At 51.0% G+C, this 21132-nt stretch carries 26 protein-coding genes; 9 read left to right on the top strand and 17 right to left on the bottom strand.

Annotated elements, in window-relative coordinates:
• Positions 1–4: 4 nt before the first annotated feature.
• The 12 genes from GILYN3_RS00875 to GILYN3_RS00820 are packed head-to-tail and all read right to left on the bottom strand — an operon-like array spanning position 5 to position 8709.
• Positions 5–697 carry an outer membrane lipoprotein carrier protein LolA gene (locus GILYN3_RS00875; RefSeq protein WP_049721104.1) on the bottom strand — a complete coding sequence of 231 codons (693 nt, stop codon included), beginning with the start codon at positions 695–697 and terminating at the stop codon, positions 5–7.
• Positions 694–1134 (bottom strand): acyl-CoA thioesterase, encoded by a 441-nt coding sequence (locus tag GILYN3_RS00870; protein ID WP_049721103.1) that lies wholly within the window; start codon positions 1132–1134, stop codon positions 694–696. The genes GILYN3_RS00875 and GILYN3_RS00870 overlap by 4 nt, the downstream gene beginning before the upstream one ends.
• Entirely contained in the window at positions 1127–2674 is a 1548-nt protein-coding gene (locus GILYN3_RS00865) for an HAL/PAL/TAL family ammonia-lyase (RefSeq protein WP_049721102.1), read from the bottom strand. The genes GILYN3_RS00870 and GILYN3_RS00865 overlap by 8 nt, the downstream gene beginning before the upstream one ends.
• Positions 2664–3632 carry an LpxL/LpxP family acyltransferase gene (locus tag GILYN3_RS00860; RefSeq protein WP_049721101.1) on the bottom strand — a complete coding sequence of 323 codons (969 nt, stop codon included), beginning with the start codon at positions 3630–3632 and terminating at the stop codon, positions 2664–2666. The genes GILYN3_RS00865 and GILYN3_RS00860 overlap by 11 nt, the downstream gene beginning before the upstream one ends.
• A complete protein-coding gene (locus GILYN3_RS00855) occupies positions 3619–4392 on the bottom strand; it encodes a glycosyltransferase family 2 protein (protein ID WP_084004989.1) in 774 nt (257 codons plus the stop codon). Before GILYN3_RS00855 ends, GILYN3_RS00860 begins: the two co-directional genes overlap by 14 nt.
• Entirely contained in the window at positions 4389–4736 is a 348-nt protein-coding gene (locus tag GILYN3_RS00850; RefSeq protein WP_049721100.1) for an ApeI family dehydratase, read from the bottom strand. Before GILYN3_RS00850 ends, GILYN3_RS00855 begins: the two co-directional genes overlap by 4 nt.
• Entirely contained in the window at positions 4736–6124 is a 1389-nt protein-coding gene (locus GILYN3_RS00845; RefSeq protein ID WP_049721099.1) for an AMP-binding protein, read from the bottom strand. The genes GILYN3_RS00850 and GILYN3_RS00845 overlap by 1 nt, the downstream gene beginning before the upstream one ends.
• Complete coding sequence (locus tag GILYN3_RS16585) at positions 6121–6681, bottom strand: COG4648 family protein (RefSeq protein WP_157484823.1); 561 nt, start codon at positions 6679–6681, stop codon at positions 6121–6123. The genes GILYN3_RS00845 and GILYN3_RS16585 overlap by 4 nt, the downstream gene beginning before the upstream one ends.
• Complete coding sequence (locus GILYN3_RS00835) at positions 6678–6926, bottom strand: acyl carrier protein (protein ID WP_049721097.1); 249 nt, start codon at positions 6924–6926, stop codon at positions 6678–6680. Before GILYN3_RS00835 ends, GILYN3_RS16585 begins: the two co-directional genes overlap by 4 nt.
• Before the next feature lie 11 nt (positions 6927–6937).
• The gene (locus GILYN3_RS00830; protein WP_049721096.1) at positions 6938–7195 is read right to left on the bottom strand and encodes a phosphopantetheine-binding protein; all 258 of its coding nucleotides are present in this window, start codon (positions 7193–7195) and stop codon (positions 6938–6940) included.
• On the bottom strand, positions 7188–7976 hold the full coding sequence (locus GILYN3_RS00825) for a lysophospholipid acyltransferase family protein (RefSeq protein WP_198147253.1): 789 nt from the start codon (positions 7974–7976) through the stop codon (positions 7188–7190). Before GILYN3_RS00825 ends, GILYN3_RS00830 begins: the two co-directional genes overlap by 8 nt.
• Positions 7960–8709 (bottom strand): beta-ketoacyl synthase chain length factor, encoded by a 750-nt coding sequence (locus tag GILYN3_RS00820; protein ID WP_049721094.1) that lies wholly within the window; start codon positions 8707–8709, stop codon positions 7960–7962. Before GILYN3_RS00820 ends, GILYN3_RS00825 begins: the two co-directional genes overlap by 17 nt.
• Positions 8710–9120: 411 nt before the next feature.
• On the opposite strand from GILYN3_RS00820, the gene GILYN3_RS00815 reads away from it, so the two are divergent.
• Genes GILYN3_RS00815 through GILYN3_RS00795 form a run of 5 tightly spaced genes read left to right on the top strand, consistent with a single transcriptional unit; the run spans position 9121 to position 13463 of the window.
• Positions 9121–10023 carry an ABC transporter ATP-binding protein gene (locus GILYN3_RS00815; protein WP_049721093.1) on the top strand — a complete coding sequence of 301 codons (903 nt, stop codon included), beginning with the start codon at positions 9121–9123 and terminating at the stop codon, positions 10021–10023.
• Entirely contained in the window at positions 10020–11192 is a 1173-nt protein-coding gene (locus tag GILYN3_RS00810) for an ABC transporter permease (protein WP_049721092.1), read from the top strand. Before GILYN3_RS00815 ends, GILYN3_RS00810 begins: the two co-directional genes overlap by 4 nt.
• Entirely contained in the window at positions 11185–11454 is a 270-nt protein-coding gene (locus GILYN3_RS00805) for a phosphopantetheine-binding protein (RefSeq protein ID WP_049721091.1), read from the top strand. The genes GILYN3_RS00810 and GILYN3_RS00805 overlap by 8 nt, the downstream gene beginning before the upstream one ends.
• Positions 11455–12615, top strand: coding sequence for a beta-ketoacyl synthase N-terminal-like domain-containing protein (locus GILYN3_RS00800; protein ID WP_049721090.1), 1161 nt, complete (start codon positions 11455–11457; stop codon positions 12613–12615).
• Entirely contained in the window at positions 12612–13463 is an 852-nt protein-coding gene (locus tag GILYN3_RS00795; RefSeq protein WP_049721089.1) for a hypothetical protein, read from the top strand. Before GILYN3_RS00800 ends, GILYN3_RS00795 begins: the two co-directional genes overlap by 4 nt.
• On the opposite strand, the gene GILYN3_RS00790 is transcribed toward GILYN3_RS00795, so the two are convergent.
• From GILYN3_RS00790 to GILYN3_RS00775, 4 genes are read right to left on the bottom strand one after another with little or no spacing between them, the layout of a single operon-like run.
• Positions 13460–14449 carry a BtrH N-terminal domain-containing protein gene (locus tag GILYN3_RS00790; protein WP_049721088.1) on the bottom strand — a complete coding sequence of 330 codons (990 nt, stop codon included), beginning with the start codon at positions 14447–14449 and terminating at the stop codon, positions 13460–13462. The two genes, GILYN3_RS00795 and GILYN3_RS00790, sit on opposite strands and share 4 nt — an antisense overlap.
• Entirely contained in the window at positions 14449–14853 is a 405-nt protein-coding gene (locus GILYN3_RS00785) for a hypothetical protein (RefSeq protein WP_049721087.1), read from the bottom strand. Before GILYN3_RS00785 ends, GILYN3_RS00790 begins: the two co-directional genes overlap by 1 nt.
• Positions 14854–14909: 56 nt before the next feature.
• Positions 14910–16058 (bottom strand): beta-ketoacyl-ACP synthase III, encoded by a 1149-nt coding sequence (locus GILYN3_RS00780; RefSeq protein ID WP_049721086.1) that lies wholly within the window; start codon positions 16056–16058, stop codon positions 14910–14912.
• A 32-nt stretch (positions 16059–16090) separates the two neighbouring features.
• Positions 16091–17026: a dialkylrecorsinol condensing enzyme gene (locus GILYN3_RS00775; RefSeq protein ID WP_232305485.1), complete on the bottom strand. Its 936-nt coding sequence runs from the start codon at positions 17024–17026 to the stop codon at positions 16091–16093.
• A gap of 175 nt (positions 17027–17201) precedes the next feature.
• Here GILYN3_RS00775 and GILYN3_RS00770 point away from each other — a divergent pair, with 175 nt between their 5' ends.
• From GILYN3_RS00770 to GILYN3_RS00760, 3 genes are all read left to right on the top strand, one after another.
• Positions 17202–17705 (top strand): DUF2141 domain-containing protein, encoded by a 504-nt coding sequence (locus GILYN3_RS00770; RefSeq protein WP_049721084.1) that lies wholly within the window; start codon positions 17202–17204, stop codon positions 17703–17705.
• Between the two features lie 305 nt (positions 17706–18010).
• Entirely contained in the window at positions 18011–18463 is a 453-nt protein-coding gene (locus tag GILYN3_RS00765; protein ID WP_049721083.1) for a hypothetical protein, read from the top strand.
• Positions 18460–19182 (top strand): 4'-phosphopantetheinyl transferase family protein, encoded by a 723-nt coding sequence (locus tag GILYN3_RS00760; protein WP_049721082.1) that lies wholly within the window; start codon positions 18460–18462, stop codon positions 19180–19182. The genes GILYN3_RS00765 and GILYN3_RS00760 overlap by 4 nt, the downstream gene beginning before the upstream one ends.
• A gap of 1055 nt (positions 19183–20237) precedes the next feature.
• Here GILYN3_RS00760 and GILYN3_RS00750 read toward each other — a convergent pair.
• Positions 20238–20453: a helix-turn-helix domain-containing protein gene (locus tag GILYN3_RS00750; RefSeq protein ID WP_049721080.1), complete on the bottom strand. Its 216-nt coding sequence runs from the start codon at positions 20451–20453 to the stop codon at positions 20238–20240.
• Between the two features lie 106 nt (positions 20454–20559).
• On the opposite strand from GILYN3_RS00750, the gene GILYN3_RS00745 reads away from it, so the two are divergent.
• Positions 20560–21120 carry a hypothetical protein gene (locus GILYN3_RS00745; RefSeq protein WP_049721079.1) on the top strand — a complete coding sequence of 187 codons (561 nt, stop codon included), beginning with the start codon at positions 20560–20562 and terminating at the stop codon, positions 21118–21120.
• The last annotated feature ends 12 nt before the right edge of the window (positions 21121–21132 follow it).

The raw sequence follows: 21132 nt of genomic DNA, 5'->3' as shown, positions 1-21132 counted from the left end.
ACAGTTATTTAACCTTGTCAGCTGGGATGTTGGAAAACTTCAATAGAGTGTAATCATCGCCGGGTTCGGTGAGCGTGACTTGCTCAATCGCGCCATCTTTACCCTGTACAATAATGTGCGCTAAAACTTTTTTTAACCGGGTATCCTCAGGCGTGAGACCAATCACCCAGCGCTCATCAGTATCGGCTTGCGGCAACAAATACACGGCAAAGTAATTGTTTAACTCTTGCAAACTCAACTCAAACAAACGGCTAAACAACTGAAAAAAACCATACAGCGCAGGCTCGGCCGAGGCACTGATGATCTCGACAGCCCCATCCATGGTTCGCGTTAGCTCGCCAGCGGTCATTGAATAACTTACGGCAAAAGGCTCGGCAATACGCCAATGCAAATCGCCATCAGCGGTTAAATTAAGCGCGCCAGTAGAGATCATCGGCTCGCGTAAAACAGCCAAATACTTTTGTTGTTCGACGGCAGCATTGAGCGGTAAGTTTTGGCGCAGCTCAGCAGCAATAGACTCTAGCGTTTGCGCTTCGGCGCTGCCCGTCTTAATCGGATAATCAAATACACCTTGCGCAACACTTATGCTCGAACAAACACACAGCCATAAACCCAAAACTTTTAACGCCTGCTTGGCATTCGCTTTCAGACAAGTTGACATACCGGCGTTACCGCCAGCTAAAGTTCTAATGGTCACTGAGTCTCCCCGCGCCAATAGCGCTCAAGTTTATGACCTACAATATCGGGCAACGCAAAGCCCATCTCGCCCGTGTCAAGCGCAACGGCCACTTGCACGCTGTAACCTTTGGTGAGTACTGTATCGGTTGCAACATCAACAATGCGGTAATCAATTTTTAACCGCACATCCGATTCCGTTAAAGTGGCATCGACCCGAATGATGCGATTAAACGTCGCCGGTTTTACGTACTTTAACCGGACATCGACCACCGGAAAGCCATAACCCGAGTCGCGCATGGTTTGGTAGTTGTAATCAATTTTATCCAGCAGCGCGCAGCGGGCGTCTTCAAAATACTTTAAATAATGGCCATGCCAAACGATATCCATACTATCGACATCATAAAAAGGCACTCGCAGTTCAACACTGGCTTGCACTAAAGTGCTGCTATCACTCATTCGGGTACAGCTCCCAGCGCTGCGCGCGTATATCCGCTACCGTTTGACGCAAAATACTTTCCAGTGGTCGATCTTCGGAGACAATCTCAAAATCTTTGCGCACCTCGGCCATCATGGCCGCTAGCGGCGCGGTAATGGCGGCCTGATCAAAGTCGGACTGTTGTTGACGCAAGTGCAAGGCTTGGGTTGCGGCCAAAACACCGGCCGCTACCACTTGCTCGGTAAGCTCCAAGATACGCTCACAATCGCGGGCAGCAATGGTGCCCATACTGACTTTATCTTGGTTGTGACACTCCGTCGAACGAGAAAAAACACTGGCCGGCATGGTATGTTTTAACGCCTCGGCGGTCCACGCAGAGGTGCCAATTTGCACCGCTTTAAAACCGTGGTTAATCATCGCCCGCTCGGCACTAGCGCCAGACAAATTAGGCGGCAAGCCATTATTGAATTTCACATCCATAAGCAGTGCCATCTGCCTATCGATTAAGTCGGCTAAGTTGGCCACGGCCACTTTTAATGAATCCATGGCAAAGGCAATGTGGCCGCCATAAAAATGCCCACCGTGTAAGACGTGCTCGCCTTCACCATCAATAATCGGATTATCGTTAGCACTATTAAGCTCAATCTCGATAAACTGACGCAACCACGGTAAAGAATCTTGCAGCACCCCAATAATATGCGGCGCACAACGCACCGAGTATCTATCTTGCAGTCGATCTGAGTTACGCTCGATTTTAGCGGCATTTAAGTCAGAATGAATCCAAGCCGCTATTTGCCCTTGTCCAGGATGCGGCTTTACCGCGAACAAGCGCGCGTCAAAGTGATTGGTGTTGCCTTTTAGCGCCACACTCACCATAGCAGTAACACGAGTCGCTAGGCGGGCTAAATACTGAGCCCGTTCAAACGCTAAACAAGCTACCGCCGTCATTACTGCGGTGCCGTTCATAATAGCTAGGCCTTCTTTAGGCATAAGCTTTATGGGTGTTAAATTATTCTCGCGCAGTACTTCAGCAGTGGGGCGCTTGGTGCCATCAATGTACACCTCACGCTCGCCAATTAAGGCAGCAGCAACATACGATAAGGGCGTTAAATCGCCGCTGGCACCTACCGAGCCCTCTTCGGGCACAACCGGCACAATACCTTTGTTGATGTAGCTTACCAATTGCTCAAGCAGCTCTTCACGCACCCCCGAATAACCTTTGCACAAGGATGCCAGTCTTGCGGCTAAGATCGCACGACCATGTGTCGGATCGAATTCACGGCCCATTCCGCAGCCGTGAAAGCGCGTTAAATGCAGCGGTAGCTCTTCGACTAAATGCGGTGGAATAGACACGGTGCAAGAATCACCATAACCGGTGGTTACGCCGTAAATGACACCTTCTTCGCGCCACAAATCATGTACAAAACGCGCGCTGGCATTAATACGTTCACGAGTAGCGGGATCGTCGGTTAAGCTCGCGCCGCGGCCTTGGGCAATAGCGACAATATCTTCGATGGTGATGTGTCGAGCGCCAAATTCGACGGACTGTTTATTGCTCATTGGGTACATCACTCCTAGAGTTGTTATCAGTGGAGCGTTCATCGCCCCAGTAATCAAAAAAGTTAAACCATTGTAACGGGTGAGTTTGGCACAGCGGCTCTAGCTCTTTTATATAATCTGTCAGCATCGCTTGGCATACGTCATCGCGCTCGGTCCGAGGTACACGGCCCGCATCGCGCAGCGGTGCAATTCGAATGTTATAGCCATTACCGGTATCGTACCCGGCAATAAAAAATACCGGTGCATCCAACATTAACGCCAGCCAAAAAGGCCCTGTAGGAAAACGTGCCTCAGTGCCCAAAAACGGCGCTGTATAATAACGCTGTGCATTGCCTGGCGGCAGTCGATCAGCCAATAAAATTAAAAATTCGCCATCATCCAGCTTGTTTTTTAGCATAATCGCGGTAGCGGGGGTAATGTCTGCCACCTGAATTAAACGCACACTAGACAGCTCACTTGCACTCGCCAGTAGAGCGTTATAATTTTCGGTATTACCCGTATGCAAAATAACATTCAAGGTTAGCTTGTTATCATTTTCTTCTAGCGCGCGACACATTTCTAAATTACCAAAATGAGTGCCGAGCAGGATGCAACCACGCCCTTTGGCCTGTAAATCGATCATGGTCTGACGATCGGGAAAGCTCACCTGATCGATATTAATGCGTCCCATCCAAGCCCCCAAACGATCCAACAATGCCCGGGCAAATGCCATATGGTGACGCCAAATAAGCCACAAACTGGGCTTAGCGCCTGTCGCACGCTGTAAATAATAACGCGAATGCCGCCGCGTACTAGCGCGACGGATAAAGAAGTAAAATACTGTGCAATAAACAATAGGCAGCGCCAAATAACAGCCACCCCAACGGTATATGGTAAATAATATTTTCATGGCCCATAAACTGCCGCGCTCGCGCACGTCGGTCCAGCCGTCTTCTACTTGCGCTTTAGGTTCGCTCATCAGGCCGCTCCGGGGATTTTTTACAACGCCGAGCCAGTAAAATCGGCAGCCGTAGCAACATACCCGCGACTAAGCAGGTATGCATTTTAATAATGGCTAGGTTGTCACGCCATAATCTAAAATTTGAAACTCCGTGCTCGGGATAAATAACCCGAGTGGGTAGCGAGACAATCGCTAATCCACGCCAAGATAAACGTACTAAAATTTCAATATCAAAATCCATATGAGCACCAATGCGCACATCGCGGGCCAAAGCTAAAGTTGGCGCCAGCGGATACACTCGAAACCCACACATAGAGTCTTTTATCTCCAGTGACAGGGTTTCTATCCAAACCCAGACATGGGTAAGGTAACGACTATAGTAGCGGTGCTTAGGCACTGATTCGTCATACTCGGGAACACCGGTGATCACCGCCTGCGGATACTGAGCGGCCAGCGCTATTAAGCTAGGCGCATCGGCCACGTTATGCTGGCCGTCGGCATCGATCTGTAACACGTGGGTAAAACCTAAGCGTGCCGCGTGCTGCATACCAAGCAGTACCGCACTGCCTTTACCGCCGTTAGGAAATTGCTCACACAATTCGCTGCCAGTCTCATCACACAGCTGCCGCAAAATATTACCCGCGGCCGCATCGCCGCCATCGTTGACTAACACACAGGTTAATCCCTGCGCCTGTAACTGACGGACACAAGAACCTACCAGATGTGCATGATTGTACACGGGAATAACCGCACAACATTTAATAGTCAGCTCGCTCACGACATTTCCTCTACATTGATGGCGCCGCGAGAACACACGCCATTGGGCAGACTATAAGCAAATTTTAAGCGCTGATGCTCGGGCTCGTATTGCACACTCAATTGCAGTGTTACAGGTGGTCGCACTAACTGTAAAAACTTATTGGACGTTAACCCCAAGAATTTATAGCGGCGGCCCAAAAGGCGCTCGGCATATGCGACAACCCAGCCGAGCTGAACCACGCCCGCCAATACCGGCAAACCGTCGAAGTGGCCGCTAAAATATGGATCTTGTGCTTGCAGTGCTAGCGTTAAAGTAAATTGATTAGCACTTTGCTGAGTCACTATAGGCTCTGGAGGCTGCATTACGAATGGCGCTCCTCTAAACAGCCGATAATCTCGCTCATTAATATTTTCCCTTGTGCATTGCGTGGCATTTGCTCAAGGTAGCGCCAACGTCGTGGTATCACCGGGCGGTCAAAAAAATCAGAGAGGAAATGTCGCAGCTGAATATTCATTTTATGCTTACCTGCGCGCTCAAGCTCTTGGCTGCCCGCAGCAGTTAACGTGGCCACAATACCCACCTCATCGCGCCGACCTCGAATCACCGCCGCACGACACTCTTGAACCCAAGGGGATTCGCTAAGTCGCGCCTCCAGCTCAGTGAGCGATAGACGCTTACCCTCGACTTTAACCACACTATCGACCCGACCTAAAAGCTCAAAGCCATTAGCGTCAAACGCACCGACCTTGTCACCCATTTCAAACGCATGTGGTAAGTCTAAATGGCCACTGCAGACCAGCAAGCAACCGCGCGCCGATTGCGTTAATTTAACACCCGATAAAGCACGCCAGCGTCGCGAATCGTTTTGTCTACGCCATGCAACACCACCAGTTTCGGTACTGCCCAGTACTTCGATGGGTGAGAAGCCAAGTGTTTGGACGAGCTTTGACGATGCCGCCTCAGTCAGTAATCCGCCCGATGAAAAAAACTCTACTAATTGTCTATTTGCTTGAGAGAATAATTCAGAGTCAGGCATGCGTGTTAGGTGTGTCGGACTTGCCACCCACACAGCAGGACCATATTGCGCTAATTGCTCGATCAGTACCTCGGGGTATTGAGCCGGCTCGGTGACAAAAGCCGCACCTCGCACCAGCGGCCACAACAGCACATGTAACAGCCCATAGATGTGATGATGCGATACGCTAGCAATGACCGCAGCCGTGCCAACACTAGGAAAATCCTGCGCCAACACCGCCACTTCGGCCTCAAGCTCACGCAAGGTTTTACGCACCGGCTGGGGCAAACCTGTCGAGCCCGAGGTAAACAGCGTAATGTCTATTGGCGTATCGTAACAATATTCGCCATTTAGCTCGGTGCGACCTAGCTCACTGCTAGTACGCGCGATTAACTCGGCCGGAGAATACTGTGGGCAACTAAGCACCGGCAGCGGCGTATCGACCACCAAAGCATCAAAGTGCTCAGCCATTTGCACACTGGCCCCAGCTTGTAGGGTATGTGGCAAAACAATACGTTTACCCGCTAGCGCGAGGGCCAAAAAAGCGACTAGAAACTCGATGCTATCGGGCAACCATAAAGCCACGCTTTGAGCATCTAGCTGATTCCATGCGCGCGCTTGAGTTAACACCCGCGCGCGCAGATCATCGGCACTGACTGCACCCTGGGGCGTCCATGCTACTGTTTGCGAACCACCAGCTAAGCCGGCCGCTCTAAAATTAACCGAGGTGCTCATAACGCGTGCTTTTTGTGAAAAATCAATATCCGATAACCGTACTCGAGCGCAAACAATAAACCTATGGCAATGTAGGCTATTAAACCATTGTAAAGCGCCCATACATCACGGCTAAAAAACAGTGCGGTGACCAAGGCAATGCTGCCATTAACAATAAAAAAACCACACCATAGGCGGGTAACAGCAACGGTGTAACCGCGAACTACCGCCGGTAGATCACCGTGGTATTCTAGAGTTGCCATGCGGGTAGGTACGCTGGGAGGACACCACAATGTGTAGCCAAAATAGCTCGCCAAACCTGCGTTAATAAAAACGGGGACAAGCTTAAGCAGTGTCTCACTGTTAACCCACCAGAAGACAAAAGCACCGAGCGACATAACTGCCAGCAACAGTAAGCGCTGCCACCAATGACGCACGACAAAAACCAAGCGAAGCAAATAAACGCCGGCAAAAATCACACCCAGCCAGCGCGGCTCAAGTTTCTGGGCACCAAAGTAAACCAGAAACGGGTATAACAGTAAGAGCAATGCGGCCAGTAGGCCCAACCAGCGCATCAACCGTTTCTCATAAGCTCATCGACAACATTAACAGCATCGCCAATGGTACGAACTTCTTTAAACTGCTCGGGCTTTAGCTGCTTACCGGTTACGCTGTGAATTTTGGCCGCCAAGTCGATGGCATCAATACTGTCAAAGTCCAAATCGGTATACAGACCGGCGTCCAGCGAAATAGCGCTTTCGTCGACCATAAAAGATTTGACTAAAACATTTTTTAGTTCTGAATATATTTCGTCTTTAGTCATGACACTCTCTATTAGCTTTGTTGCGCCAAAACAAAATCGCGCAACGAGGCGACACTGCGATAGTGCTCTTTGTTTTGCTCTGAATTTGCATCCACTTTTACATTAAAGCGCTTTTGCAGGGCCAAACCTAACTCCAACGCATCAATAGAGTCCAACCCTAAACCCTCGCCAAACAGCGGGGCATCGGTATCGATATCGGCAACGCTGATATCTTCCAGCTCCAACTCCTCGATGATCATTTGCTTAATTTCTTCAGCTATATCAGCCATAACGCTTTAACCCTTCCTCAAAATAATTTTCTAAATAGCTTGTTAACAAACGCGCCGCACGAGGTTTATCCTCAAAATCGTCAATCAGGGTCGCGGGCTGTAAAACTTCGGCAAAATATACATTAACCTCAGCGCACTTTGGAGGTATTCGGTACCAAGGCTCTCCTTTCGTTAACGTCAAAGGGTTGCAGGTTATAAACGCTGTCAGTATGGGAGCTCCTGTGCGTACCGCAACATTGGCAAAACCACGCTTAAAACACAGCCCCTGCCCAGGCAAATTACGCGAGCCCTCTGGAAATATCAGTACCGCCTCATTAGCATTTAAAGCTTTTTGACAACCTCGCAAAAGGTGTTCGGCGCTTTCATTGCTGATAAACCCTGCCGCTCGCATCACGCCCTTTAGATAGCGGTTGCGCCACAACTCACCTTTCACCACGCAATTAGCTTGAGGTAGATGGGCAAACAAAATAACCACATCAACCAGCGTTAAATGGTTGGCAATAACAATACAGCCCGGCGATTTTGCTAATAGCTCGGTATTATGCAATTTTGCTCGCACAACACCTAAAACATCCATTAGCCAGACAAAACCGGCAAAAGTGCGCTGCTGTAAAGCCCGTATCCGGTGGGCCTTATGCTCGCGATTGCCCGGCAGCGCGTAGATAATGGGAAACACTAATAATGACTGTAATAACCCGCCCAACGAAAAGACACTAAAGCAAAAACCCGTGGCGGCGACACGCCAGAGTCTATCGGCGCGGTATTTAACCCAATTGTACATCGCGCGTCCAGTGCCAAACATGTTGATCAGTCATCACTTTTAAGCTCGGCTCCTGCCCATACCACCAAGCTAAAAATCGTATCATAAGCGCCGACTCAGTCGTCTTGGGCTCAGCGGCAGAATCATCGAGCCCCTGAATGGCAAGGCTGACAGCCACCGCACCAGGCTCTGGGCGAGAGGTTAGCATTAGCGCCAATGCGGCCGGCATTTCATGCACATCGGCATAATCAGCATAAAACTCACCCAGCGGTTCGTCGGTATGTACCAGCAAAACTCGCTCGGCACCATCGGCCAGCCAACTCTCGGCCTCAAGCCAAGCCGCAGCCAAGGTGTCCTGCCCTGCCGCCAGCGCCAATGAGGGAGCTTTGAGTTTTTTTAAGATGGTAAACAGCCCCAGCGCCGAGTTATGTACCGACAAACTAAAACTATTAGGTGACAACGGTTCATCTGTGGCTAGGGTTTGTAGCAACTTGAGCGTACGGCGGGTATCGCCATGACGAGAGCTAAATATAATGGGGACGTTATCGTCGATGTCTGCGGCTAATGGTTCGGCCACCTCTAACGCCTGCCGCCCCCAACGAGTTAAGCGGCGGCGAGTCATAGCCGGCACGGCTGCCGCCTGAGGAGGCTCATCTGACTGCACAAGCTGTGGATTGGCAGCCCACAGCTGCCAGTCGGCAATGGATTCAATACCCGGCGCCCAAGCGGCGCTGCGAGAGACATACACAGCCATAGCATCATCCGTTGGTTAGGGCGGCCGCGCCGCAAATACATTTATTATCCGTTGGCACCACAGCTGTAACAAATTAACGGTTACCAATCGGCCGTGCCAGTTAACGCGGCCACATTTTACACCACAAGAGTCGCTAGGCCCACTCTAATGCGTAAACTGTATTAAATAGCCTATCACTGTTCTGCATTACGCCGGCAAGCCAGATGACAACCACATTAATTAAGCATGGCGGGAACCGAGCGCTATAGCAGTATCAACTTAAGTGGCTGCATTAACCTCGCAACATCTTCCCTCCTCCTAGGCTCCACTAACCTTAACCCCAAAAGCAAACGAACAGCATTGCTTTGAGCCCTCGGATATTTATCTTAAAAGCGGTATAGTTGCGCCTTTATATGAATGAGGACAGGGACATTGTTGTGCGTTAACCAGCTGGCATTTTCTTACCGAAAGCCGCAGAAACAATTAGTCGACGTCTCACTTAATATCGCTGAAGGCGAGATTTTAGGGTTGTTAGGCCCCAATGGCGCCGGCAAAACAACCCTTGTGGGGCTAATTACCGGCCAGCTAACCCCGACCTCTGGCAGCGTACACTTTAATACCAAGCCCGTTTACCTAGGCCACCCCGACATTGCCTTAGTGCCCCAAGAATACGCGTTTTACCCACGCCTGAGCGTACGTGAAAACCTTGCGTATTTTGCCGGAGTACTCAAGCTAGCCACACCACAAAAGCGTCAACGCATCATCCATGCCCTGGCCCGCTGCGAGCTGTCTGAGGTAGAGCACCGCCGCGCCGGACAACTCTCGGGCGGCTTTAAACGACGCCTCAACTTTGCCATAGCTTTACTGCAATCACCCAAGCTACTCATTTTGGATGAGCCGACCGCCAACGTCGATCCGCACTCTAGGGCTTTTTTATTAAACACCCTGCGCGAACTTAACGCCGAAGGCAGCGCCATCATTTACACCTCACATTTGCTTAGCGAAGTAGAGACGTTAGCGCATAAGGTGGCGGTGATGAACGAGGGCCGCATCCAGCTACAAGGGCAGCTCACCGACCTATTAAGCGAACAGCTGCAATCCATTAGCCTAAAGTTAAACACCAATCCCAGTGCCGCACTCATCTCCGAGCTTGCCGCACAACAACAAGCCGGCGACTGGTGGGAGCTAAACTTAGCCGCCAGCCAGCTGAGCCCCGCCACGGCACTCTCCCGCCTAGAGGCGGCTGGCATTACTGTGCAGCAGATTCGCTACGGGCAACGGCGTCTAGAAGAGGTATACCTAAATTGCATTAGTGGCCTTAAGGAGCACCCATGAGCGCATTAATAGCTTCTATTCGCAAAGAAACTCTACTGCTAATTCGCGATTGGCACGCACTATTAGTACTGTTTTTAATGCCCAGCTTATTTATTGTAATTATGTCGCTTGCCCTACAAGAACAGCTAGGGGAGCAGCCCGCACTACAGCTGTCCGGCTGGCTGCAAGATAACAACAACAGCCGTGCAAGCGATAAATTTATCGCCGAATTAGACCGACAACAACACCTAAGCTTTACCAAAACTAACAGCGGTCAAATGGAATTAAGCACAAAAGAACAGCTGTTTGCGCTAACCCTTACGGCCGACTTTGACGCTGCTCTCGAAGACCCCAGCCGCACCCCAGGAATGACACTGCGTTTTGCCCCCGAGCTTGCACAACACGACCGCCTACTAATTAATGCGGTGGTACAGGATGCATTTGCCCACTTTAACACCACCGAGATTGCCGAATCATTAGGCTACGACCGCGCCTATGCCGAACAACAATTAATGCATGTGGGTTTTATTCAAGCAGAAGCCGCTGCCGACGGCCAAGACGAGCACCCTAACGCGGTGCAACAAAGCGTGCCCGCTTGGTTAATTTTCGCCATGTTTTTTATTGCCATTCCAATTTCTACCACGGTGATTCAAGAGCGCCAACAACGCACACTTACCCGTTTGCGCACCTTTGGCGTAAGCATGGGAATCATTTACAGCGCCAAACTAGTGCCCTACTTTTTAATCAATCAGCTCCAACTTATTCTTATGCTAGCTTTAGGTGCGTTTTTGCTACCGCTGCTGGGAGCCGATGGTTTATCGCTGCGCGTTCAACTACCCGCACTGTTTGCCATAGGCTGCGCCACCAGCGCCATGGCACTAGCACTGGCAAGTTTAATTGCCGCGCTGGCACGCACCCTTGAGCAGGCCACCGCCATTAGCGGCGCAATCAATATTTTATTGGCCGCCATTGGCGGCATTATGATCCCCACTTTTGTAATGCCACCGCTGATGCAAACACTAGCCCAAATGTCGCCAATGAACTGGGCGTTAGAGGGGTTTTTAGCTGTACTGGTGCGCGGTGGCAGTTGGGCCGACATTGCCGGCCCCTGCACCCGCTTATTGGTAGGTGCGCTTATTCTTTGGTTAATATCTACCGCGCTAATTACACGAGGCAAGCACGATGTTTGACACGGCCACCGACACTCTCAAGCTGACTCTTAAAGAGCTTATTATTGAAGAGTGCGACAAAGAAGATTTAACCCCGGCAGATATCGACGACGAGCAGCCCTTGCTAGGCGAGCAACTCGACCTAGACTCACTGGATGTTTTACAAATTTGTATGGCGATAAAAAAACAATACGGCGTGCGTATCGAGGGCAACACCGCCGCTCACCGAGCCCTTAAAAATATTAATACGCTAGCCCAAACCATTGTTGATAACGCGCCGTAGATGCCTACATATATTCGTCAACTAGACGCTCAGTGTAGCCTTGGGGAAAATCTTGCCAGTTGCGTTACAGCGCTACTGGCCGAGCAAAAGTCTCTGTCGCCGCAAGCGTTCGAGCAACTGCACGATCCTCTGCAGCTGCCCTATTTTTCCAGCAAGCAAGATCCTGCGGCGCAAGATTTTTATCAACGCCTCAATGTTTTTTTAGAAAACTTATTGTTAGCGTGTGGCCTCGATGGCACCGCACGTCAACGCACGGCATTGCTAATAGGCTCATCGTCGTTTGATGTGCACATCTCTGAGCAGCGCTACCGCGAGGATTTACAACAACGCGGAGCCGCCGCAATGCCTATGCCCATTGTTGGTTACGGCAAATTAGCTGCCCGACTCGCCAGCGAGCTGGGGTTGTCGGCTCACCACCACACCTACTCCACAGCCTGCACCTCAAGCTCCAATGCCCTGCTGTACGGTCACCGCCTGTTGCAGGCAGGCTTAGTGGATCACGCTTTAGTATTGGGCAGCGAGCAAGCCAATCACACCAGTCAGTTAGGGTTTTACGGCTTAGGGCTGATCTCGCCGGGGCAGAGCATGCAACCGTTTGGCGCCGAACGTGACGGCTTAATATTGGGCGATAGCTTAGCCGCTTTACTTTTAAGTCGTGGCTCTAACACACCGCCACACGAGCAGCGCTGGCAATTACTGGGGGGCGCCATTGGTACTGATAATCACAGCCTGACCGCCGCCCATGTCGATGGTCAAGAACTCAGTAAAACCATTCGCCAAGCACTGAGCGATAGCAATATAGAAGCCCGCGACATCTGCGCAATTAAAGTCCACGGCACCGCCTCACTGAAAAACGACGAGGCCGAAGCCGCCGCGTTACTCGATGTGTTTGCGCACCAGATGCCCCCGGCATTTGCCCTAAAGCCTTTCTGTGGTCACACCTTAGGCGCCTCGGGTGCACTCGAAGTCGCTCTCAGCCTAGGCGCGCTACAACAAGGTCGCTTACCCGCTAACACTCACGCCATAAATGACGGCCACTTAGGGGTTGCGTTGATTCGTCAAACGCAAACTGCCCCCAGCGGCAATTATTTATTTAACTGCTTTGCTTTTGGCGGCAACAACAATGCGCTGATTATTCGCGACTGCGGAGCTAATGCATGATTCGTATCGCCAGCAGCTACTCAATTTTTAATGCTCTTACCGCAGAGCAAGGTCCGCGACCCGACTTGCAAGCCATTATCTCGCGCTGGACACCGCAGCGTATTCGCCGCATCGATCGTTACATTCAATTGTGTTTAGCCGGCGGCCTAAGCTGCGTAGCTGGGCGCGAACTGCCAACAGAGACCGGCCTGTATCTCGCAACCCGCTACGGCGCAGTTGCCACCTCGGCCCAAGTTATTAGTACCATCGAGCAAGAGGGACAGCTACCTAAACCGGTGCACTTTGTTAACTCCTTAGGAAATTCCGCTGGGTTTTACCTCACCCAACTCTTACAAATTACGGGTAATACTTTGGTGGTATCGCAAGAGGAGTTTTCTTTTGAAGCGGCGTTATTACACGCATGTCTCGATCTTAATAGTGGCCGAATAAGCACAGCTTTGATAGGTGGATTTGACGAGGTGACGCTGCCTTTTGCTCAGCAGCTAGAGCGATTAGGGCTAGCCGCTAACACGGCAGTACTTCATGAGGGCAGCCACTGGTTGCTCCTCGAACAATCTAACGATGCCTCTAGCGTATTGCAGACGCCGGTATACTTTAACAACCTAGCGGCCCTTAGCGATTGGTTGCAACAACAGTCGGCCGCCGCCATTCAATTAAGCTTTGCCCCTAACGCAGACGAGCAAACGCTCTTAGCGCCTTACCCGTGGCAAGAGTTTTCTCGCGCTGCCGTGATTCAAGGGGTTTACTCTGGCGCAGCCCTAACCGCGCTAGCGGCACAAGCCGGACGCGCGATCCACCTTAATCGCAATAGCCTTGGTGAATACTGCGCGGTAATAATCGAGGGCTAACCGGCCTTACACCAAGCCTTTAAGCTCTGCCAGACAACCGCTTCGCGATCGGCGCAGCCGCGCAAAGCATCGGCCAGTAGCGCGCGGTTAATACTGTCGCCGCGCTTACACTCGCGAGCAACCAGCAAGGCAAACTCTCGCCAGTAATCGCCGGCATCGGTCATAGCGGCAGATGCTTGGGCAAGCGTGTCGTCCTGCAGCAGCTCAGCGGCCTCTTGTAAAAAAGACGCATAAATAAACCGAAAGCCAGCACCACCGGTGCCGATCTCTTCTTGCATACGAACAATGTGCCCCAGGTACAAGCGCTGCTGTTTTACCGAACCGCTCAGCTTATCGATCTTGCCGGCCAGATAACGCACCCCTTTTATACCAATAACCGGCAGCGGTGCGCCGGTCATCACCTTAACGTTTTTGCTAATCGCGGCGCGAATTGCCTTGGGGTAATCTATCGTCTCTGGCACCGACTCAATACGATACAGCAATCCCTTGGGCGCTAAGGGGCCGCGAACAAAGCGCGCTTTGTTAAGATCCCGCGAGGCAACCTCCACCGGCTGCTCAAAAATCGGGTCACTGACCTGATAGCCTCGCTCACCTTTACCGTAAATCAATAAGTTGTGAGCATTAAAATGAAAGCGCATTTGCTCGGGAAAATAAGGCAAGTAATACACTGAAGTTTGCAGCCCGACTAAAGTGCCGCGCTCGACCAAATCATCCAACACTTGAGCACCGCGAATAGGGTCGTTAAATTTTTGAAACTTAACCGTCACCCCTAAACGCTTACAAACATTTTTAATAATCGCTTTGGGTGGCAAGCGGTAAGCAATAAGCGGCTGCCCACCGATTTTAATAATAGGAATGTAAGCAAACGCCAAAGCGTTGGCCAAACCAAACGCCATTGGTTCAGAAATCGCTAAACCGTGCTGGCTTAACAGCGCCGAAATAACGCCACTTTCGCAGTGGGCCGCTTGTTGGTGGGTAAAAGTCATTAAGAGTTATCCGGCAAAGTTTGCAGCTCAATGGGAGTTTTATCCATCGCCACGGCATAGCGCATTAACACGCCGTTATTAAGTGATGCGAAGATTTGGGGTTTAAAATGCCGCCGAATACGCCAGCGCCACAAACCGGTTAGTTGCGACAACAGCAGCAGATCCATTCGGCAGTTATACATATGAAAATAAAGCGGCGACTTCACTCCCTGCTCCACAGCTAAGCGCGCTTCGCGCGCCTGGGACTCGTACAGGGCCACAGCATCTTGTGTGGCGCAGGCCTCGGGCTCCCAGCCAGAAGACTGTATCGGCGTATAATGGCCATCGACATCGCGCGCGTACAGCAGCTTTTTATGGCCGGCATAAGTACTGCTGTTATCTTGGGGCACCTCGTCTACGCGCACAATTTATCCTTTGCTATAACTGGGTTTATCTAGATCAACGACAGCAACCTAAGCGATTACACAACCTCAAGCAGCATATAAGCCACAGAGAACCGACCGCTTTCGGGAACATAACACAGTATTTTTTCACCGCGCTTAAGTTTGCCCGAGGCCATCAACTCATCGAGCATAATATACATAGAGGCCGCACCGGTGTTGCCCTTGTTGGACAAGTTGGTAAACCAACGCGAAAAGTCTATGGCAAAACCCGCACGCTCCAACCCTTCAGCCAAGCGCTCTCGAAAATAACCCGATGAGTAGTGCGGTAAAAAGTGGTCGACTTGAGCGGCACTTAAAGCGTATTTCTGTTTGATTATGGGCAGCGGTTTTTCTGTGGTGTAGGCGGTAATGTTGGCATTAAGCTGTTTCACATCTTGCGTAATAGCCATAAAGCTCTGAGCGCCGCGAGTAGTACAATCAACCGCTTGCCAACCAGTTAACGAGCCATCCTCTTCTTTGCGGCCGCCAGCGTACATACAAGTGCTCATCTCACTGGCGTACGAAAATATTTCTAGCCACTCGACGCGCAACGCCAAGCCCTCTGGCTTTTGCTGATCCAACAACACGGCACCGGCGCCATCGGATAACATCCAACGCAAAAAGTCTTTCTCAAAGGCGATCTCTGGATGCGCCTCTAGCTCGGCAACTTTATGAGCCACCTCGGGAGTAAAATTCTCGGCCTTCATGGCGTACGACGGAGCCTCTGAGGCTGCCGCGACGGCGCGATCATGCTGCCCTGCGGCGACATTAAGCCATGCGTACTTAAGCGCTGACATACCGCTGGCACACACACCTGAGGTGCTAATAACTTCACAGGCTGGGGCATCCAACTCGCCGTGCACCATCGATCCATGCCCCGGCATAATTTGATCGGGAAAGCTCGTCGCTGCCGCAAGACAAGTTAACTCAGACAAACTAAAACTGTCCCCTTCAAGGCGACGCACCGCCTCGGCACACAACTGGGCATTAGTGTAATTATGCAATCCAGTGGCAGGGTCGATTGCGTAGTAGCGGGTGTGTATTTTATTGCTGCGCAAGATCATTTTACGCGAGCGTGAAGGTCGTTCTCCCACTTGCCCCAACAAAGCTTCCATTTGCTCATTGGCAACTGGGGCGTTGGGTAAAAAACTAGCGGTACGAGTAATATAAACAGGTTTCACAGACATGATAATTGTGACAAATCCATTAGCTAATGTTGTTACTCACCAGATGGTTCGGCGTAGTAGCGCTTTTGTTTAGTAATACGACCACGCATAAGCGGCGCTGTCAGTTTTTTTAACACCGCGGTAATAGGCACAACCGTTACAATCATGGCGATCAAAAATACCGCATACAACAAGGCCAAAGGTTTACGCAGCCAAGCGCTGGGCTTACCACACGCTAAAAACAATTTACCCCACAAATAAAAACTGCGGGTGCCTATTTTTTCACTGGCAATAAGTTTGTCATTAATGCGTACCGCACCCAGCCCTTGTAAAACGGTACTATCCATTGGCTGCTTGGCACTAAACCTTGCGACTAAGGCCTCACCAAATCGCGCCGCAGCCGTTATTTGCGCATCGGCAACTCCAGCCCGAGGGATACCAAACCAAAATGGTCCACGCCGGCCAGTTAGCACCCACAGCGGGGTGGCAAAAAAACTTAAGATACTGCCGGCCTCATCCACCAAGGCAATATTGCCCACCAGTTTTGCACCGATAGTGGCCAACTGGGCTTTCACTTTCTCTTGCGCTTGCAGCCACATGTTACGACAGGCAATCACCGTCACTACAGGAGTATCGGCCAATAACTTATGGGCAACCGGTGAATTTAAAAAAGATGAGACCGGAATAGAAGGCGCCAAGAACCACACCTGATACCCTAAAATAACCAAGTCGTAACGCTCGTACAACTGCGTGATGTCCAGCTGTAACGGGCAATCTATTTGGTGCGCAGCCTCAGGGAAAGTATTAATAAACTGTATAAAAGGCCACGGGAACGGGTACGGCACCTGCGGTTTTATGGTCAGGTAATCTACGGTTATTGCGGCATCATTTTGCAATGGCCCGACCACAGACTGAACCACTCGATCCAGCTGACCAGTTTGCGAGTAATGTACCACCAAAACACGCTTTTTATTATCGGTGTTTTCCAAGCCCCACTCCATTACTGTAGGTTTGCCGCATAGGGGCTATGTTAAGTATGATGCAGTTAAAGCCCGCACCCAAACAGGGCGCTAGTTTACCACAGCCTAAAGGGCACCTCTAATAATCCAGAGTCATCCTAGATTACTAGAACCACCCTTTTAAGCAATCGATTACAGGTACCCCATGGGTAAAATTCAACAGTTAACACTTCTCGCTCTTAGCCTAAGCTGCGGTGCAGCCCTAGCGGACGAGTTTAGCGTGCGACTAGAGAACAACTTATCACCGGGAGCAACCCTATATTTAGCGGTTTATCGCGCCGCCCAAGGCAGCTGGGAGACAACCGCCACCCATCAATCCAAGCACCTTTTACCTCTGGCCTCAGACTTGATGCTGCCACTGGAGATCCCCGCCGGGCAATACGCCATGCGCGCGTTTATCGATATCAATGGCGATCAAACGCTAAACACTCGCTCACTAAACCGACCAACCGAACCCTTTGCCAGCACTATTGGCCAGGGACGATCGCAACCGTCGGTCCACTTTGAGCGTTCGATTTTAAAGCTTGACGCCGCTCACCCCGTGGCAACGCTAACCCTGCGCTACCCCAAGGGCTCGCCTTCAGTCGAGGCTCCCGCCGCCGAGGAGCCGGAGGCAAACATTGTCCCCGAGGCCTCCAGCAGCCGTTGATCGGCGCAACTAATACGCAACTTGACGCGAGGCCAAGCGTTATCATCTACGCTTATCTGCGCGTTTGCCCCCGGCAATAACGGCATTAAGAACTTTACTTTTTTCAACTCAATCAAAGCCCAGCCGGGATAGCGCTGCAGCAAACATTCATGCAGCTTAGCCAGTAAAAAAGCACCCGGCACTACCGGCATCCCCGGGAAATGCCCCTGTACACAGGGGGCTGTGTCGGTCACACTAAATTGCGTTAACATGTACTTAACCGCTCCGTAAAAGAGTCACCATTAACATTTGTTTAACGACCTTAAATGACTTCAACACCGATCAGCAAACAGCAACTTGCCGCACTACTGCCTCATGCCGAGCCAATGATACTGCTCGATTGTATCACCGGCTGGGATGCCGATAATATTCAATGTACCGCTACGCGTCACACCCAAAGCGACAACCCGCTGCGCATTGAGGGGGTATTATCGGTGTTTGCCGGCGTCGAATATGCCGCGCAAGCGATGGCTGCCCACGCTAGGCTTTGCGCGCCGCAACAAAACGCCCCAGCCCGAGGGTTTATCGCCGTAGCGTCTAAACTTAAAGCCTTGGCCCAACAGCTTGATGAAAGCCCCGGTGAGTTGCACATTAATGCGCGTAAATTGGTGCAGAACAACGATAGCTCGCTGTACGAGTTTTGCCTTAGCGGCCCTCAAGGCACCATTCTTAGCGGCCAAATCACCGCCGTTATCAACCACGATGAGCCCGCCTTATGAGCCAGCAACCGGCGGCCATTTACCTTCTGCATAGCGTCGACATTCCACCCCTGAGCCCTGTACTACAAACAGCCAAAGCTTGGCTAAGCCCGGCCGAACACGAACGCCTGCAACGCTTTCAATCACCGCAAGCCCAGCACAACTACCTGCTCGGTCGAGCACTAATGCGCCGGCAGCTTTCCCAGCACTGTCAGCTAGCCCCTAAGCAATTACAGTTTAGTATCGCCGCGGGCGGTAAGCCCCAACTGAACGATACCAACTGTAACTTGCACTTCAATCTAACCCACAGCAACCAATGGCTTGCACTTGCAGTGAGTGATCACTCCCCTGTGGGACTTGATATAGAGCAGCCGCACAAACCGCGAGACGCTATCAACATCGCTCGTCACTACTTTCACCGCAGCGAATATCATCACTTAAAAAACCTGCAAGGCCAGGCCCTGCAAGATCAATTTTATAAACTCTGGACCCTTAAAGAGGCTTTTTTTAAAGCCCGAGGAACAGGAATTTCTGAAGGCTTAGCGCGAGTGCGCTTTAATCAGCTCATAGACCCCATCACCGCCATTATTGAGCCGGAGTTATTAACTGCCGATGATCAGTGGCAATTTCATTATTGGAACCTCACGCCCCAGTTGGGTTCTAGTTGCCACCTAGCGTTTGCTTGCCCCACCAGCAGCCCCCAACCTCCTACAATCAAGCGTTTAAGCAACCTAAATTAAAGCGCTAGGCTAAAAAACCTATTGGCTCGAGTATTCCCTCACGCAAGGCTTTGAGACAAATAAAAAAAGCCCTTCACTTACGTGAAGAGCTTTTTTTATTTGGTGCCAAGGCCTCACTAGATAAACGCCGTGCAGGCCAGAAACCGCAACCACTCAACAAAAATAAATTATTTTATGCCCCCAAAAATGCCCCCACCAACTCAGTGATACCCCCTATATATGGTCGTGCCCCAAACCTGCCAGCCGCCCACTTAACCAAACCACTTAACAGAATTCGTTAAAGGGTAAATTTTCTGTAAGTGAGATTGGGCGCGGTCTAGGTTGCTAACGCCTGCTAGATTAACAACTACCCCCCTCCGGTGGCCTTCAGGTGGTGAATTCCTTTTCAATTACTCACACATAAAAATTACCCTGAAGTGGGGGGTGTCCACCTGAAGGGCTCCAAGGTTTTGGGTATACCCCCCCTATAAAATTTGAGCCTCGCATAAAGTTCATTTAGGGTGCGGTGTCCGGCACCAGCCCCCCAAACTTTTAACCACCCCCACGGGGTACCAGTACACCCACCGGCAAGCCAAATACAAGCCGTGACACCACTCACCAGAGCACCACACACAAAGCCCACGCAACGCCAGCAGGTACAGCCAACACACCAAAAGCAAAAGCCCTTACCCTTACACCTGAAAGCAACTACAGACCAGCACAAGCCGCCGCTTGTGGCGCGGGTTAATGGTGTATTAAAGGGGGTGGGAGCCAGACGCGGAAAATAGTAACGTTACATACGTTACACCCGTTACAACAAATATATACCCTATAAATATCAATAGGTTACGAGCTTACCGAGGTGTAACGGGTACAGATTGGCCACCCGTTACCTACGTTACATTTAAGCTAAGATCGTACACAAAACCACCAAGCACTGCGTTTATACGAACAAAACACCGTGTATTGATAATGCGCCACCGCCTAAGCTGGATAGCTCACACGGTAACGGCAGGTGGGAAAGGTGGAAGGTTTAGGCAATACAGCAGGCAGGTTAGGCAGGCCACACGGAGCAATTACTCAGGGGTAACCGTTACGCAGTGCTCACCGTCAAAGGTCACACGACCGGTATTTAATAGCGCCTGCCTTAGCTTATCCACCGTAGTGGTAAGGGCCGCGCCGCCTTTTTCAAACGCGCTTATTGTCGCTGTACGCACCCCCGCCGCCTCGCATAAATCTTTACCCGACCAGCCAAGCCCAGCGCGAGCCATCCTACATTGTGCACTTGTCATAACTTCACCGTAATTTATTTACGCTTTAGCGTAATTATATATTGATACTTACGCTACACCGTATTATTATTACGCTTAATGGTTACAAAAACAAGGCGTGCACAACATGAGCACAACACAAAACGATTATCTGAAGCAGCTACAAGCCCACGACTGGACGTATGAATACAGCAGCGGCCCCAGCTACTACAAAGGCCGTGACAACGCCACACGCCTGCAAGCCATTGCAGCTACCGCGCCCGAGCTTGCCGCCCTGTATAAAGCCTATAGCGCTTTTGTTTGGTCAGGCGGTAAAGAGCCTACCGTAACCGAGCCAGCCCGCACCAACGCCACCGCCCGCGCTGTAATGGCAGACGCATGGACAACCGCCCGCCGCGCCGCCAAGCGTTATGGTTACTCAGCTAAGGCTTTTATTGCGCAAGCAATGCGCCAAGCATGGGCCAAAGTGAAGGCTGCCAGGTTAATCAACGCCACCAATAACCGCACCGCCCGTGTTGTGTACACCGTGCGCATAGACGAACGCCTTACCAGCAACACCAAGTTACGCGATCAATTAGCGGTAGAGGCTTACTTTACCGACTACAACACCGCACAAGCCGCCCGTGAACTATTGGCCGGCGCATTCACTAAACCGTTTATTAAAACCAGCAAGGCATGCTTTGCCTAACCACAGGAGCAC

The sequence above is a fragment of the Gilvimarinus polysaccharolyticus genome, assembly GCF_001187555.1.
GTDB lineage: Bacteria > Pseudomonadota > Gammaproteobacteria > Pseudomonadales > Cellvibrionaceae > Gilvimarinus > Gilvimarinus polysaccharolyticus.
The sequence above is the reverse complement of the archived record's forward strand: the minus strand, read 5'-3'. Positions and strand labels throughout refer to the sequence as shown.

Excerpts from the sequence above, each read along its gene's own strand:
- GILYN3_RS00870 (WP_049721103.1), bottom strand. The coding sequence starts at position 1,134 with ATGAGTGATAGCAGCACTTTAGTGCAAGCCAGTGTTGAACTGCGAGTG.
- GILYN3_RS00865 (WP_049721102.1), bottom strand. The coding sequence starts at position 2,674 with ATGAGCAATAAACAGTCCGTCGAATTTGGCGCTCGACACATCACCATC.
- GILYN3_RS00860 (WP_049721101.1), bottom strand. The coding sequence starts at position 3,632 with ATGAGCGAACCTAAAGCGCAAGTAGAAGACGGCTGGACCGACGTGCGC.
- GILYN3_RS00850 (WP_049721100.1), bottom strand. The coding sequence starts at position 4,736 with ATGCAGCCTCCAGAGCCTATAGTGACTCAGCAAAGTGCTAATCAATTT.
- GILYN3_RS00845 (WP_049721099.1), bottom strand. The coding sequence starts at position 6,124 with ATGAGCACCTCGGTTAATTTTAGAGCGGCCGGCTTAGCTGGTGGTTCG.
- GILYN3_RS00835 (WP_049721097.1), bottom strand. The coding sequence starts at position 6,926 with ATGACTAAAGACGAAATATATTCAGAACTAAAAAATGTTTTAGTCAAA.
- GILYN3_RS00830 (WP_049721096.1), bottom strand. The coding sequence starts at position 7,195 with ATGGCTGATATAGCTGAAGAAATTAAGCAAATGATCATCGAGGAGTTG.
- GILYN3_RS00825 (WP_198147253.1), bottom strand. The coding sequence starts at position 7,976 with ATGTACAATTGGGTTAAATACCGCGCCGATAGACTCTGGCGTGTCGCC.
- GILYN3_RS00820 (WP_049721094.1), bottom strand. The coding sequence starts at position 8,709 with ATGGCTGTGTATGTCTCTCGCAGCGCCGCTTGGGCGCCGGGTATTGAA.
- GILYN3_RS00810 (WP_049721092.1), top strand. The coding sequence starts at position 10,020 with ATGAGCGCATTAATAGCTTCTATTCGCAAAGAAACTCTACTGCTAATT.
- GILYN3_RS00805 (WP_049721091.1), top strand. The coding sequence starts at position 11,185 with ATGTTTGACACGGCCACCGACACTCTCAAGCTGACTCTTAAAGAGCTT.
- GILYN3_RS00800 (WP_049721090.1), top strand. The coding sequence starts at position 11,455 with ATGCCTACATATATTCGTCAACTAGACGCTCAGTGTAGCCTTGGGGAA.
- GILYN3_RS00795 (WP_049721089.1), top strand. The coding sequence starts at position 12,612 with ATGATTCGTATCGCCAGCAGCTACTCAATTTTTAATGCTCTTACCGCA.
- GILYN3_RS00790 (WP_049721088.1), bottom strand. The coding sequence starts at position 14,449 with ATGACTTTTACCCACCAACAAGCGGCCCACTGCGAAAGTGGCGTTATT.
- GILYN3_RS00780 (WP_049721086.1), bottom strand. The coding sequence starts at position 16,058 with ATGTCTGTGAAACCTGTTTATATTACTCGTACCGCTAGTTTTTTACCC.
- GILYN3_RS00770 (WP_049721084.1), top strand. The coding sequence starts at position 17,202 with ATGGGTAAAATTCAACAGTTAACACTTCTCGCTCTTAGCCTAAGCTGC.
- GILYN3_RS00765 (WP_049721083.1), top strand. The coding sequence starts at position 18,011 with ATGACTTCAACACCGATCAGCAAACAGCAACTTGCCGCACTACTGCCT.
- GILYN3_RS00760 (WP_049721082.1), top strand. The coding sequence starts at position 18,460 with ATGAGCCAGCAACCGGCGGCCATTTACCTTCTGCATAGCGTCGACATT.
- GILYN3_RS00750 (WP_049721080.1), bottom strand. The coding sequence starts at position 20,453 with ATGACAAGTGCACAATGTAGGATGGCTCGCGCTGGGCTTGGCTGGTCG.
- GILYN3_RS00745 (WP_049721079.1), top strand. The coding sequence starts at position 20,560 with ATGAGCACAACACAAAACGATTATCTGAAGCAGCTACAAGCCCACGAC.